The organism is Magnetovibrio sp. (genome assembly GCF_036568125.1).
Taxonomy (GTDB): domain Bacteria; phylum Pseudomonadota; class Alphaproteobacteria; order Rhodospirillales; family Magnetovibrionaceae; genus Magnetovibrio.
The window spans coordinates 145839-160291 of the sequence record NZ_DATCTF010000015.1; the positions used below are offsets into that span (position 1 = coordinate 145839).

The 14453-nt window shown below is 51.8% G+C and carries 13 protein-coding genes; 5 read left to right on the top strand and 8 right to left on the bottom strand.

Features of this window, described 5'->3' with window-relative positions:
- Positions 1–27 precede the first annotated feature (27 nt).
- From VIN96_RS13370 to VIN96_RS13390, 5 genes are all read right to left on the bottom strand, one after another.
- A complete protein-coding gene (locus tag VIN96_RS13370; RefSeq protein WP_331896743.1) occupies positions 28–1599 on the bottom strand; it encodes a PfkB family carbohydrate kinase in 1572 nt (523 codons plus the stop codon).
- A 10-nt stretch (positions 1600–1609) separates the two neighbouring features.
- The gene (locus VIN96_RS13375) at positions 1610–2620 is read right to left on the bottom strand and encodes an NAD-dependent epimerase/dehydratase family protein (protein WP_331896744.1); all 1011 of its coding nucleotides are present in this window, start codon (positions 2618–2620) and stop codon (positions 1610–1612) included.
- Positions 2617–3618, bottom strand: a complete 1002-nt coding sequence (locus tag VIN96_RS13380) for an SDR family oxidoreductase (RefSeq protein WP_331896745.1) — start codon at positions 3616–3618, stop codon at positions 2617–2619. The genes VIN96_RS13375 and VIN96_RS13380 overlap by 4 nt, the downstream gene beginning before the upstream one ends.
- Positions 3619–3690: 72 nt before the next feature.
- A complete protein-coding gene (locus VIN96_RS13385) occupies positions 3691–4398 on the bottom strand; it encodes a transaldolase (protein ID WP_331896980.1) in 708 nt (235 codons plus the stop codon).
- Between the two features lie 343 nt (positions 4399–4741).
- Positions 4742–6031 carry a sulfotransferase domain-containing protein gene (locus VIN96_RS13390; protein WP_331896747.1) on the bottom strand — a complete coding sequence of 430 codons (1290 nt, stop codon included), beginning with the start codon at positions 6029–6031 and terminating at the stop codon, positions 4742–4744.
- Between the two features lie 426 nt (positions 6032–6457).
- Between VIN96_RS13390 and VIN96_RS13395 the strand changes: the two genes are divergently transcribed.
- The 5 genes from VIN96_RS13395 to VIN96_RS13415 all read left to right on the top strand — a co-directional run bounded on the left by VIN96_RS13395 (position 6458) and on the right by VIN96_RS13415 (position 11860).
- On the top strand, positions 6458–6898 hold the full coding sequence (locus VIN96_RS13395; RefSeq protein WP_331896749.1) for a hypothetical protein: 441 nt from the start codon (positions 6458–6460) through the stop codon (positions 6896–6898).
- 116 nt (positions 6899–7014) lie between these two features.
- The gene (locus VIN96_RS13400; RefSeq protein WP_331896750.1) at positions 7015–8295 is read left to right on the top strand and encodes an SGNH/GDSL hydrolase family protein; all 1281 of its coding nucleotides are present in this window, start codon (positions 7015–7017) and stop codon (positions 8293–8295) included.
- A gap of 70 nt (positions 8296–8365) precedes the next feature.
- Positions 8366–9514 carry a radical SAM protein gene (locus VIN96_RS13405; RefSeq protein ID WP_331896752.1) on the top strand — a complete coding sequence of 383 codons (1149 nt, stop codon included), beginning with the start codon at positions 8366–8368 and terminating at the stop codon, positions 9512–9514.
- Positions 9515–9604: 90 nt separating this feature from the next.
- The gene (locus VIN96_RS13410; protein ID WP_331896754.1) at positions 9605–10732 is read left to right on the top strand and encodes a hypothetical protein; all 1128 of its coding nucleotides are present in this window, start codon (positions 9605–9607) and stop codon (positions 10730–10732) included.
- A gap of 9 nt (positions 10733–10741) precedes the next feature.
- Positions 10742–11860 carry an SGNH/GDSL hydrolase family protein gene (locus tag VIN96_RS13415; RefSeq protein WP_331896755.1) on the top strand — a complete coding sequence of 373 codons (1119 nt, stop codon included), beginning with the start codon at positions 10742–10744 and terminating at the stop codon, positions 11858–11860.
- Positions 11861–11901: 41 nt separating this feature from the next.
- Here VIN96_RS13415 and VIN96_RS13420 read toward each other — a convergent pair whose 3' ends face one another.
- From VIN96_RS13420 to VIN96_RS13430, 3 genes are read right to left on the bottom strand one after another with little or no spacing between them, the layout of a single operon-like run.
- On the bottom strand, positions 11902–13746 hold the full coding sequence (locus VIN96_RS13420) for a carbamoyltransferase (protein WP_331896756.1): 1845 nt from the start codon (positions 13744–13746) through the stop codon (positions 11902–11904).
- 12 nt (positions 13747–13758) lie between these two features.
- Positions 13759–13908: a DUF5989 family protein gene (locus VIN96_RS13425; protein WP_331896757.1), complete on the bottom strand. Its 150-nt coding sequence runs from the start codon at positions 13906–13908 to the stop codon at positions 13759–13761.
- A gap of 9 nt (positions 13909–13917) precedes the next feature.
- A complete protein-coding gene (locus VIN96_RS13430; protein ID WP_331896759.1) occupies positions 13918–14352 on the bottom strand; it encodes an SxtJ family membrane protein in 435 nt (144 codons plus the stop codon).
- Between the last annotated feature and the right edge of the window lie 101 nt (positions 14353–14453).

Genomic DNA, 14453 nt, shown 5'->3' on the forward strand with positions numbered 1-14453 from the left:
CGACCCGGAATTTTCCTGAGTTTGTCATTAGTCTTGGCCATGCCCCGAATGATCAAAATCCACAAAACGCTGGGCTCGGTCGATTTGCTTGAGCACATCTTCCGGTGTGATTGGGAAATTGCCATCCACTTCGCACTCAGCGGCGGCCGCCATCGAGCCCAAAATCGTCGCAATCACGGACGAACCGGTAGCGATCATCGACAACGTCGCATAGGACAGCAAGGCATCCCCGGAGCCGACAGCATCGACCACCCGATCGACAAAGCTGTCGACGACAAAGAACGATTCGCTATCTTCATGCTCGTTGTTGGTGCATGTCAAAACGCCACGGTCGCCAAGTTTCAAGATCAGCGTTTTACACTGGCTCGCATCGTATAAAGACGAGGCCAGGGGGCGGATGCCCGAATCCTGATCCGCCAACGCAAACCGCGCCTCACGCTCGTTCGGGGTAATGAGATCAAAACCCTTAAACTCGGTGATGTTGCCCCAACGGCTCGCGACTTGGCTATCAGCAACTTTAAAGACGTTTTCGGGCACGGCCTTCAAGAACGCGGGAATTGTGCGCTTGTTGAAAATACCGTGGCGGAAATCACTGTAAACAAGCGCATCGCAGGATGTTTTGGCGACGCGATCGGTGATTTCGGTCAAAATCTCATCATTGATGGAATTGTTGTCCAAAGTATCGATCTTCAACAGGCGGTAACCGCCCGCGACGATGGCATTTTTGTTGGTGGTCGGTCGCGTGCGGTCGATCACGGCGTGGCACTCGACGCCAAATTCCGTCAGACCGTCAATCACAAAATTTTTGAATTGATCGTCACCCAAAACCGTCGTGAACGTCACGTCTGCCCCTGCGGCACGCAGGTGTTTGGCCACGACACCGGCGCCGCCGATATAATCCGTGCGCCCTTCGTAATGAACGCTCATGGTCGGGGTTTTCGTTTGGCCGCCGATCATTGCCGTCTGGGTGTAACTGTCCACGATCGTATCGCCGACCACATGAACCTTCAGCCCGGCCATTTTCTTCAACGCATCGCGCAAGCCGTCGAAAGTGAGCTCGTTCTTTTCCATCAACGTCATCAGCTTTTCCGTCTTAATCGACGGAGGCGCCAAATTGATCAGAGACGACGAGGAGTAAACAATGTCGCCCGGCGTGAAAATCATTTCGCCGCCGTACTCGCTGAGAATGTCTGCCTCTTCCTGGGTTTTTTGCGGCAAACCGCCCGAAACGTACTCATAGCCTTTGGCGAAGAAATCCGGCTGCAAATAAGCCATGTTTTTCAGCGGCTTATCCTCATGATCAACGAGGACGTAATCGATCAGTTCAAACGCCGCTAAGTTCAGGGCACGCAGGTCTTCTGGCACGTGGGGGCGAAACTTGCCCTTGGTGATGTGCTTGTCGGCGGTGAGACTGGCGACGAGGATGTCGGCCTTGCTTTTTGCATAGATAAAGTGACGGACATGACCTGGATGAACGACGTCAAAAACGCCGTGACACATGATGACTTTCTTCTCGCGAGGGTATGGCCCCAGAATTTCCCGTAGTTCTTCCGCAGTCTTAATTTTATGTTTGTAGAGGTCGTTCAGAGAGGAAGCCATAGTCGTCACTTTACTTTGCGTCTTGATGCGGCGTCATATATTGGAACCAAGTCTTGGTCGCCGTAGCGATTGAATCGGGATCCCACAAGGGAGCCTCTTGCCAATAATCGATATTGTCGAGAATACGCTGAACGCCGTCCTCGAAAGAGACCTGAGGCTTCCAGTCCAATAACGATGTTATTTTCGAAATGTCAGCCCACGTGCAATCCGGTTCGCCCGGGCGCTTTGGGATATGGGTCTTTTCCCCACCCAACAGTTCCACCAAACGGTTCACGGTCTGTGGTTTGCCGGCACCAAGATTGAACACTTCGCCGGTCACGGCAGTATCCGCCGCACTCCAAAACGCTTCGGCGACGTCGGTCACATAAAGGAAGTCACGTGATTGCTCGCCGTCACCTACGACCGTATAGGGCTTGTTCGCCAGCTTTTGACGCAAAAACACGCCGAATACGGCACCATAGGCACCGGATGTGCGAGAGCGTGTGCCGTAAGCATTGAAAATGCGGATCGAGTTCACCGGCAGACCATACACTTCGTGCCAATGGAACAAAGCCTGCTCCCCTTGGTACTTACTCAAGGCGTATGGATATTTCGGTGTGATCGGATGATCTTCGCGGGTCGGCGTATCCGCCAAGCCATAACACGAGGACGAAGCCGCGTAGACGACCTTTTCCACGCCCGCATTGCGCGATGCTTCCAACACATGAACCGTGCCGAGAACGTTGGCCGACATATATTCCATCGGCTGCTCGATCGAGGGAACGATGTCGCCGATTCCCGCGAAATGAAACACATACTTCGCGCCCGCAAACAGGCTGTCGTTTGGTTCAATCTGTCGAATATCGCGCGTATCCAAAGTAACGTTCGGGTTACCTTGGTGGTGAGCGAGATTAAGCTCCCGCCCACCAATCAAGGAATCGATAACCCGGACCTGGAAGCCCCGCTCGACCAGAAGGTCGACCATATGCCCCCCAATGAATCCCGCGCCGCCAGTCACAACGGCAATCGGCAAATCGGTCATTTTGCACCAATCGCCTGCATGGTGCGGATATTGTAGTATTTGTTGTCTTCAAAGCTATCCGGAAGCTTGCCCGCTTCGAATGCCTGGCACAAATCCCGCACCGCATCTTCAACGGTGTGCTGAGGCTTGAAGCCCAACTGGTTTTTAATTTTATCCGAATTGATGTGGTAGGAACGCTTGTCGTTGCTTTCCGTAACCTCGATGGGAATCTCCCCCTTATCGGGGTACATTTCTTCCACAACCGCCTTGACCGTCTGGGCGATTTCCATGATGGACATGTTCTGGAAGCCGACGTTGAAGCGCTCGTTGGCAACTTTTTCGTCAGGAGCCGTCATCAGAAGTTTGCAGGCGTCGCAGTAATCTTGGATGTGCAGGTTGGGACGCATTTGCTCCCCACCGAACACCGTAATCTTACCCTTATTAATAGCATGGTTGGTAAGGATGTTCACCGACACATCAAGACGCTGGCGCGGGCCATAACCGCAAACCGTTGCCGGGCGGAACACCACGCCGACAAAATTGTCGTCAGTGTGTTTGAACAGCAGCGGTTCGCACATACCCTTGAATTTGTTGTACAGTGAGACCGGCAACAAGGGATGATCCTCAGTCACGTCGGGCTGATCGGATACACCGTAAACGGAGCTTGAAGACGCAAACACGAAACGCTTCACGCCCGCGGCTTTTGCAGCAATAACGATCGGCTCGAACGAGTCCAGATTGACCGTCGTCGACAACGCTTCATCGAGATCGAAGCTGGCATCGTTGGAGATGCATGCCAAGTGCAAAACGATGTCTTGGCCCTTCAGAGCCTCGGCCACCTTCGGCGTATCGCGGACATCGCCTTGAATAACAGTCAGGTTGGGGTTGTCCAACGGCAGAAAGTCGTTGCCATACCACATGATGTCAAAAACGGTGACTTTATAGCCTTCGTCAAGAAGCTGGGGGACGAGAACGCTTCCGCAATATCCCGCGCCGCCAATAACAATTACATTTTTCAAGAATTTAGTCTCTCGTACTGAAGTTGGTGCCAATGAGGCCGCCGGGCCTCAGGATTTTGAAGACCTAGTCGCTTATGCCTTCTTCGTGTTGATTTTGTAACCTGCCGCCACGGCATCGTCGTAGAACATCTGAACGGTTTCCAATGAATATTCAGACAGCCCCTTACCAACCAACGAAAGCTTCTTGAGCACATCGTTGGTCGCGGTGATGATGTGGCAACCGATGTCGTCAGCCTGGAAAATGTTCAACAATTCCCGGGGGCTGGCCCAAAGCAGTTCCGCCTTGGGACGCGCAGAGATGATTTTTAGACATTCGCTCATAAAGGGCATTGGGTCGATACCCGTATCCGCGATGCGTCCCGCAAAAACGGAAATGATCGCAGGCGTATCCTCAGATAAGTTTTCCGTCACGGCACGCACCTGATCTAAGGTCATGATCGCCGTCAAATTCAGGCTCACCCCAGCTTCGGACAAGCTCTTGATCAGTGGGCCAGAAAATTCGCCCTTGGTGTTGGTCACAGGTATCTTGATGTTGACGTTATCGCCCCAGGTTGCGATTTCGGTAGCTTGCGCCTTCATCTCATCAAAATCATCAGCAAACACCTCCAACGATACTGGTCGGTCGGGTACCGCTGCAAGTACTTGACGGCCAAAGGCCTCGTAATCTGTGATTCCCACCTTATTCATCAACGTCGGATTGGTGGTAAAGCCGCGAATCATAGGATTTGCGTACATTTCTTGAATGCCCGCCATATCGGCTCCGTCGGCAAAAAGCTTCACCTTCAAATCCGACAACGCCTTTTTACTTACCTCTAACACCCTGATCGCACCCCAGTATAATTCACAACAGGTTACGGCTCCCTAATTGTAATATTAGAGACCCATCCACAGCATCATGTCTATAACATCTCCGTGGGTGACGCAAACCTTTTGCGATTATATGGCGCAACGCACTCCCCCAGCACGACACACCCTCAAAACCGGAGGACTCCCCCAATTTTCCAACAACGGGTGGACGTCCCATCACCAGCAAGTGGCCTATAGGGCAACTCCATTCATGGCGCTGCCAAAGCTGCTGTAACAGAACATTTGCGCCAAAGAGTAAATACGTTGAAATTCAGCTCTAGAGTTCCAGGCTCCAGTCAAATCGCTTGGCGATTTGTGGTGAAATCTGTGCCGTTGCGCGCTCTTGTTGCTCAGGGGTCAACGCCGTGCGCCACTCGTCGATAAGCCCGGCGCGGAAATGTACGTCGCTATCCTTTTTCAGTACTGGGGGAATGAAACGTTGTGCGGGAATTCCGTAAAAATCGAGAATCTCCTGAGTAAACGCCTCTTCATCGCTGACAAGATCTTCAAACCTCGTGAACTTGACGTTCACATCCTTCTGTCCGTCGGCGAACGCAACCCATTGCTCTGTCCATTCCACCAAAAGCGGCAGCCATTGATCGATGCCCCAATCAAGCCGCTTCTCTATAGGCCACTCAAAAAAATCATCCGATAGACGCGGGTAGATCAAACTGAACGTATCATCCCCCCCCTTGAACCGATCCAAATAGTGGACGTACGACAACATAGCTTGGCGCGGATCACGCAGGTGACAAACGACGCGATCAAAAAACTGAGAAATAAAATGCGTGTTTGGCGGCGTCGCCGGAAAATGATCTTGCGTAATATAACTACCAAGGGAGGCTTCTTTTATTTCTGAATAGCGAATGGTGTCGTAGGGGAAATATTGGTTCGAAATAACACGGGTCTCGCAATGCAGCCCCTTGCTCAGGTAGTTGGATATATAATAAGTCCCCGATTTCGGCATCGTCGTGATCACGACCGACGGCAATCGGTACGCATCCCAGCGGGCCACCAACGCATCGTATTTGGCGTCGCTGATCTGAACTGCATGGATCATGGCGTCACGTTCTTGAGTGACATCCGCAAGTGATTTGGTCGCGGCCTCCAACTCACCGGAAACAGTCTGGAGCTTTTTAAAGTCCTCTTCGAGTTTCTGATATGCGGCGTCACGTTCCTCGATCGCGGCGTCAGCCTCTGCGCGAAGCGCTTCGTATCTGGCCTCTAGATCTGTTCTCAAGGCGTGTTGCTCGGAAATGATCCTGTCAGCCGCCTCGACACTTTCTTGAAGGGCGGCATTTTGCGTATCTATTTGCTGTACTTTTTGCTCGATCTCACGCAACGCGGCAAGTTCGCCCTCTAAGGAATCGCTTTTCTCTTCCAGAGCGAGCCTTTGAGCATCCAGAGTTTGGTTTTGGGCATCCAGTGCCTGCAATTGCTGTGATAATCCCGCCAGCCTTTCGTTTAAGGTCTGTTCACGGGCCACGAGCGCATCGCAATCAGCAGAGAGTTTGGGAAATAAGCGCCTAACCACTTTGGGAATGTGCATGGCATCTTCGTTGTTCAACGTGTCACCTTTCCAATATATTCAGGCCGACTTAAACACCCAATGGCCCAAACACCTTATGACATGAAGAATGTGCAGATCAAGAAGTATAGGGTGTATTTTAAATAACCTTTATACGTGTGTTTTAGGTTAATATTTTTTGTTCTTACTTTTAAAATACCACAACCAACATTGATAAAATTTAAGTCAATTTATATGTATTACATTTTTCCAACACATACATAGGCATTGGGTGGAAATATTGCTCCACTCCCCGGATCCGCAACACCTGGATACACTTTTGAGCCCCCCCCTAAAAGGGTGTAATCAACCGCTTAGCCCCTTTGTCATATGGATCTTACACGTGGGCTGATGCTATAAGAACGCATTCGTCCATAATACGGGTGAATACACGCCAAATTTTGATTTAAATGACAGGATCGCCCCATGGATCATTTCTTACCTGTAAAAGTTGCACTCGACATTGCCTTAAGCGTCAACGATGCCAGCTATTATAGCGGCAACGGCAAATATCTTGGCAACAGCATCATCGAATACTTTATTATGAAGGTTTTCGACGACAAGGGTACGTTGGTACTGGAATCCAGCGACACACGCGAAAAAGAAATCCACCTCATGAGCGTCGATGCAAAAAACAATCGCAATTATGCCGGATCCGTGATGCTCAAAGACGGCGGGATGGAATTTTACGGCGACCAAGGCAACTATCTTGGCAATTTGACCGTCAAAAAATTCATTGGACGCCACTATTTCGGTCCCAGCGGTGAAAACATTGGCACCTCGAACGTTAAAGTCGACGGCATGCATTTCTATTCCGCCGATGGTCAATACCAAGGCAACGCTGTGATCAAAGGTACCTTCTATTGACGGTACATATGTCTTATTAAGGGTGCACTTGTCGCATAGGCATTAAACGGGAAGGATCGCCTCCCTTGTCGGTGGCCGCCCATCCACCATCACCCCAAGCGCACAGAGGCACTGCATTGAACAATTCCGATTCCAAGATCGCAAACACCTTGCTGATCGTCTTCAGCTTGATTTTCAGCACTGTTGTTTCTGAGTTTGGCTATCGCTTTTATCTCAATGCCACGCAGCCTGAAAAATTTATCCAACCGGTGCAAAAGGGTGAGCATCCTTCGGTTTGGTATTTCAACGATAGCCCCTGGCTGTTCGATCGCGAATTTGGCTATTCATACCCTCCTGGCGTTTTCGATGGCGGCAACATTACGGATGGGCGTGTCGTCAGTTGCTGGGATTGGACCACCAACGAGCGTGGAAACATTGGACGCATCAAAGGCGATTACGACAGCGCCAAATTGAAGGTGCTTGTTTTCGGCGATTCCTGGACGGCGCAACAGCGCAAACAACAAGACGGCACCGTCGTCGCGTGGCCGAACTATCTCCAAGACAAGCTTGAAAAACAGCTCGGCACATCCGTGCACGTCGTAAATTTTGGCCGCGATGGCACCGGTCTGTTGCACATGTTCGACCAAGCCAAAGCTAAAGTCGCCGAATGGAAGCCCGACATAGTGGTGTTCGCCTTCATCACCGACGACCTAACCCGCGACCGCTTTTGGCGTACAAAAACGGTTCTCAACGGCAAAGACCGGATCATGACGACGATGATCGCCGACCCCAATCCCGATTATACGATGGCGACGGATACGGCCATCATGCATCCCAAGGCGACCAAGGAATGGTGTCAGGCGAGAATGGCGGATAAAGCTACCAACGACCCGATCGTAAGGGAGCTCGAAGAGCTTTATGTCGAGAGCCGTGAGCGATCTTCGTTGCGTGCGGATTTGTTCAGTATGAACCAGTCTTTCCTGTTTGACCGCCTTGTACATGGCAACGCGTTCCACACGAACTTTGCCCAAGCGCAACCGTCCCAAAACCCGCGCCACAAGATGCGTGACTTTCGCCAAGACGAACGGTTGAAGCAAAGTGTCGACACCATGAAGCAACTGGGCATCCCTTGGATTGCCGTGCATTTTGCCATATATCCCGAATTGAAAGCCGACGCCGAATTTATTGCCTCCGACCAAGACAAGGCGCTTTTACAAAGCCTGCGTGCTTTGAACGACGGGCGGACCTATGATACGCTCGATTACGTCGAACAGCGCCCGGTTAAAAATCCGGAACGGTATTCTGGCAGCTTCCCATCAGATCACCATCCATCGCTTGCAGGAATGGAATTTTATGCCGATGTCGTGGCCAATGTGCTTATTCGCAATGGATACGTTCGCACAAGTGATGGAAATTGAATACACTGTGTCTTTGCGCGCAAGGCCCCATGCGGCCTATTCGAGGCAACCCTATTTAGAGGATTTTTGAGTGCAACCCGAACTCAAAGAACGCATTGAACAATCTCCCTGGCTCCAGCCAGAAGGCTCCAGGCCCAGCATCAATCTTTACATCGACTCGTTCAGTCACTGTAATCTGCGCTGCCCGTCTTGCGCGGTCGGCAACATCGAAGGCAACAACACCTCGACCAAAGGCTTGTTGACTCCGGAATTGCTCGCGACCATTTTGGAAAAAGCGCTGGCGGAGATGAAGCTGACCAGCGTCGGCCTATACAACTGGACCGAACCGTTCCTCAATCCGCACCTGCCTGATTTGATCCGTGTCGTAAAAAGTTACGATCAGTGGTGCGCTTTGAGCACCAATCTGAATGTCCTGCGTGAACCCGATGAACTGTTCGCCGCCAAGCCGGATTGGTTGCGCGTTTCCGTGTCCGGTTTTGATCAAGACACCTATGTCAAAGCCCATGTCGGTGGCGACATCGAAGACGTTAAGCAGAACATGGTCTTGCTTGCCGAAAGCCGCGATCGGTGCGGTGCGACGACGGATATCGAAGTGTTCTTCCACAAATACGTCGACAACCAAGAAGACGAAGAAATGATGAAGCGGTTTTCCGAAATCCTCGGCTTCAGATTCGTGTCTGCATGGGCCTACATGATGCCTGTCGAAAAGGTGCTGGCCTACATCGATCCGAAATTCACCGGCACAACCCTTAACGATGCCGACCTGGGTATTTTCGACCGCCTCGCGTTGGAAACCAGAGAAGCCGTATCGGTGTCGTCATCGCACAATCTCTCTTCTTGTTCCTTACAAGACGAAATGATGACGATGGACGTAAAAGGCAACGTCATGCTGTGTTGTGCGGCCTCGGGAAAGGACAGCAATATCCTTTGCAACTATCTCGAACATTCGTTCGCAGACATCCAGGAGATGAAACACAATCACGACCTATGTGGACCGTGTTTGAAGGCCAGCTTGCCGGTGTTGTACGGCCACATGGATCCGCGTTTTGAGGAGATCGGCACGCGGGTACGAAACGCTTGGCGCAGCGCCCACAACAAGCCCATTCTAACGCCCGACATTCCGCCCCAACCCGCTCCCGCCCTCCAGCCAGCAAGCACGGTCGCGGAACCAAAGGTGTCCACGCTCAGAAACTGGGTGAAAAAATTGAGTTTTCGGTAAACTGGAAAATACATTCGATTGATATCGTTCTGACCGCCACCCCAGACCGGTCATCCAGCACTTCAATCCATTTAGTCGACGAGCCTTGCAATGCCCTCAAATGACGCGCCGCCCTCCGCCGCTCCATCGTTAGAAATAGCAGGCACGTGGGTTGTTCAAAATCCAGACCAGGGCGAAAGCTTACCCGATGCGGACAGCCGCTTGCTAACCGGCGGCGGGTTCGTCATCACGTCCAATGGTCACGTCACGGCGACGTCCGTGTACCGCGATTTCACGGGCAACACGTATGAACACGCGTATCGGGGTATCGCCACGTTGCGCAGCGACGGTGTCTATGTTCTTGAATACGACGATGGACACGTGGAAATTTACGCCGTTGCCGACGCACATAGACTGACCCGCCAATCGACCACACGTTCAACGTTGGAAGCCGCCTGCGTCCTAAATCTCGTCTCGCAAAGCGAGCGCCCGCGCGCAGCCCATTTGCCCGGCATCTTCCTTAACACCATGCCCAAATCCGGCAGCATCTACATTTCCCGTTGGCTGGGCATGGGCTTGACGATTCCAGAAATGAAAATCGCGGTCTGCCTGTTCCCTGACGACCTGATCATCCGCAGCAAGCTGGACGTCTTGGCCAAGGGCAATGCCGTTTGTCAGCAACACGTTCCTGCCAAGGACATCAATCTACGTTTCATCGCCAACCGATTATCTCATATGGCCGTGCATGTACGCGACCCGCGTCAAGCGACATTGTCGTGGACTCATCACCTGGACAAGTTCTACGGCCTCCGCGACAGCCAGCCCGATTGCGTTCTGGGTTTGGAATCCGTCAATCCCGCATTGCCAGACGACTATTTCACATGGGATTTTTCGCGCAAGCTCGACTACCAGATTGAGACCCACCTGCCACAATTGATCGAATGGACCGACGGTTGGCTCAAGGCCTCGCAAAGCAATAGCTATGGCCTGAATATTCTCATGACGACATTCGAAAATTTTGTCTCTGACCCGAACACCTTTATCGAAGCCCTGCTTGCGCACTTTCAAATCGATCAGAGCGCGTTCGATTGGAGCAAAATTCCCAGCAAGGACGGTGGACAACATTTTCGCCGCGGACTGACGGACGAATGGAAAACGGCCTTTTCTCCGCAACAGCTGCGGAAAGCCGAAACCATTGTCAAAAGTGACGTCGGCGGCCATTTTGGATGGTGCGATTAACGACAAGGTATGATGCGGCACCTCAATCTCCCCTTGATCATCTTGCTGAATATCCTCACAGCATTGGCATTCCTTGAAGGTATGCTCAGGGTGGTGGAGCCGGTCCCCCTCACGGGATATCAATACCAGCCATGCATTTTTGCCTATGACGATCAATTGGGTTATCGCTTCAAAGCTGGCGCCATCGGTCGCACCGTGCGTTTCCATGAAATCAACAACGTCGTCAAGATCAACGATATCGGATTTCACGATCTTGATCGAAAAGCGGTGCTCGAAACAACGGATGCTTACCCCCGCCCCATACGCATCCTAGCATTTGGAGATTCCTTCACCGCCGGCGTTGAAGTCCCCGTTGAAGATGGCTGGACCCAAAAATTGGAACGCGAACTTATGGCAAGGCGCATGCCGCATGCCGCAACGCGTTCTATTGAAGTCATAAATTTGGGACTTGGCGGGACCGGCACGGACATCCACCTCAAGCTGATGAAGGAATGGGTACACAAGCTAAAACCCGATCTGGTGGTGTTGGCGTTCTTCTTCAATGACGTCGGAGATAATTGGCGGAAGACCATACACTATTCTTGCTATAAGGACTTTGTGTTGGGCTTTCAATTCGATCATCAAGTGGCGGGCCTCAAAGAAACGATCGACCAGAAATATCCTTCGACGTTTCTCACCCAGATCTATCGCTCTCTGTATACGGTTCAGGCCCTAAATTTTTATCTCCACTTCGCACCCAATATTAATGTGGAGTGGGCCAAGCCCGTCGTGGCTAAAGATATCCCCATCGGGATTGATAAGTTGTTCGCACAAATGCACGAGGTCGTAAAAAAAGTGGGGGCGGAGTTCGTGGTCATTCCCGTGCCGCCCAGGCAAGAAACGCCGCCTTTGCCTGAAAGTTTCAACGTTGCGCGCCAACCGGCTGCCGACGCCCGGGTTGCCCTCTTGGATGTCAGGCCTGAAATCCAAAATTTATTATCAGAATACGACCTACGCCCGTCCGACATGTACTGGCAACACGACGGTCATTTCAACAGGCAAGGCCATGATATTTTCGCCCGCGCAACGGCAAATAAGCTGTGGCCGAGAATCCGCATACTGCTTAACGCGGAAAATTCTGCACACTAATCTGGGTGCACAATGCGCCTACAGTCCGTCAGTAGCGTCCATTAATCCAGATCGAACGCGTTTTTATAATCGAGCTTCAAACCGGCATCCTGGTCTTCTTTGCGCAACACGCAGTTGCCTACGGCCAACATGTCCAATTCCGTTCCCATGAAACACCGGAAGGCATCTTCGGGCGTGCATACAATCGGCTCGCCGCGGACGTTGAAACTGGTATTGACCACCACGGGACAACCGGTCAAATCCTTGAACTTGGAAATCAAGGCGTGATAGCGCGGATTGGTATCCGCATGCACCGTCTGAATGCGTGCCGAGTAATCGACGTGCGTGATGGCCGGGATGGACGAACGCGGCACATTTAGCTTCTCAATGCCGAACAAGGCTTCTTGTTCCGCCGTCATGGCCAGACGGTGTTTTTCCAGAACCGGCGCGACCATCAGCATGTACGGACTGTCGGTGGTGTGTTCGAACCACGTACCGACGTCTTCGCGCAGGATCGACGGCGCGAAGGGACGAAAACTTTCGCGATATTTCACCTTCAGGTTCAAGGTCTTTTGCATGCTCGGTGAACGCGGATCGCCCAGGATGGAACGCCCACCCAGCGCCCGCGGGCCAAACTCCATACGGCCCTGGAACCAGCCGACGGCCTTCTCATCGGCCAGGCCTTGAGCGACGGTATCGATCATAGCCGGTTCATCGAGAACCTCGAACACTGCGCCGACGTCTTTTAAGCGTCGTTCAATATCCGCTTGCTCGAAAGAGGGCCCAACATAGGAGCCCTTCATCGCGTCGCGAGGCGCCGCTTCAGTCGAGAGCGTGCGCGGTTGACCTTGATAACCGTAATATGCTGCCAACGCCGCGCCCAACGCACCACCGGCGTCGCCGGCTGCGGGCTGAACCCAAACGTTTTCAAACGCACCGTCACGCAGAATTTTGCCATTGGCGACGCAATTGAGTGCAACGCCGCCCGCCAAACACAAATTCTTCGCACCCGTTTCCTTGGCGAGAGAACGCGTCATGCGCAAGACGATTTCTTCCGTTACGGCCTGGACCGAAGCCGCAAGGTCCATATGGCGCTGTGTCAATTGCTCTTCGGCTTTGCGCGCAGGTCCACCAAAGAGATCGGCAAACTTGCCGTTGGTCATCGTCAGGCCCGTGCAGTAATCGAAATAGTCCTGGTCGAGACGGAACGAACCATCTTCCTTCACATCGATAATGTGATCGAGAATGGTTTGCGCATACTTTGGTTCGCCATAAGGCGCCAACCCCATAACCTTATACTCACCGGAGTTGACCCGAAAGCCGGTGTAATAGGTAAACGCCGAGTAAAGCAGCCCCAGCGAGTGCGGGAAATGAATTTCCTTGGTCATTTCGAGCTTATTGCCCGAACCGATGGCGACCGAGGTGGTGGTCCATTCGCCGACACCATCCATGGTCAACACCACGGCCTCGTCGAACGGCGACGGATAAAAGGCGCTGGCCGCATGCGACTGATGATGTTCCGCAAACAACAGCTTGTTCATCCAGTCGAAATTCGCGTCAAACGCCTGGAACTTCTTACGCAGCATGTCCTTTTGAAACAGCTTTTCCTTCAGCCATACCGGCATTGCCATTTGAAAGGACTTAAAACCCTTAGGCGCAAAGGACAGATAAGTTTCCAGCAAACGCTCGAATTTCAGGAACGGCTTGTCATAAAAAGCAACAAAATCGACGTCTTCAAGCGTGATGCCGGCTTCCTCCAAGCAATACGCGACGGCATTTTCCGGGAACTCTGCATCGTGCTTTTTGCGTGTAAACCGCTCTTCTTGAGCGGCGGCAACGATTTGCCCATCCTCGATCAGCGCCGCAGCACTGTCGTGATAGAACGCGGAGATCCCTAGAATGCGCATTTACACCCCTCCTTAGAAAACGGTGTAAATAAAGGGAGCGACCGCAGAGCCCTTTGCAAAAATCAGCAGACCACCGAACACGACGAACATAATGATGATCGGCATCAACCAAAATTTCTTACGAGCCCTCATAAAAGCCCAGAGTTCTGCAAGGAAAGACATTACATATCCTTAGAATTGATTTTTCATAGATTGTGGTTCTGGTCCGGGAGGAGCGCGTTCAATCCAATATGTCTGCGCATCCGCGTCGAAATGGCGATAGAAGGTCACTTTCCCAAGAATCTTCATGAGCAAGGCGATCGGCGTCATCACAAGGAAAAACATCAACCCCATCACTATCGGATTAACGATTTTGTGAAGCAACAAGCCGAACTTGAACCAAATCACATTCAACGGCTTTAACAGCGCTGGGGTCGCCAAGGAGACAAGGGCAAAGCCCCCAGCGATGCCAATGGCCCAAAAGCGGATTACGCCATCATGGAAAAGAGGCCATAAGCCGATGATAAGAAACAAGACCGTGAAGACAAAACCAAAGCTGCGTTCTGATCCGACCTTAACATCATCATCTCTATGAAAATTTTCAAAACTATGAGAATCGTGAGACAAAGGAACCCCTGAAAGCCTTGGAATATTGTGCTTTAGATCACTCTTGATAATGATCTAGTGGATTTATACTGATTTCTGAATGCACCGCAACAACAATACGG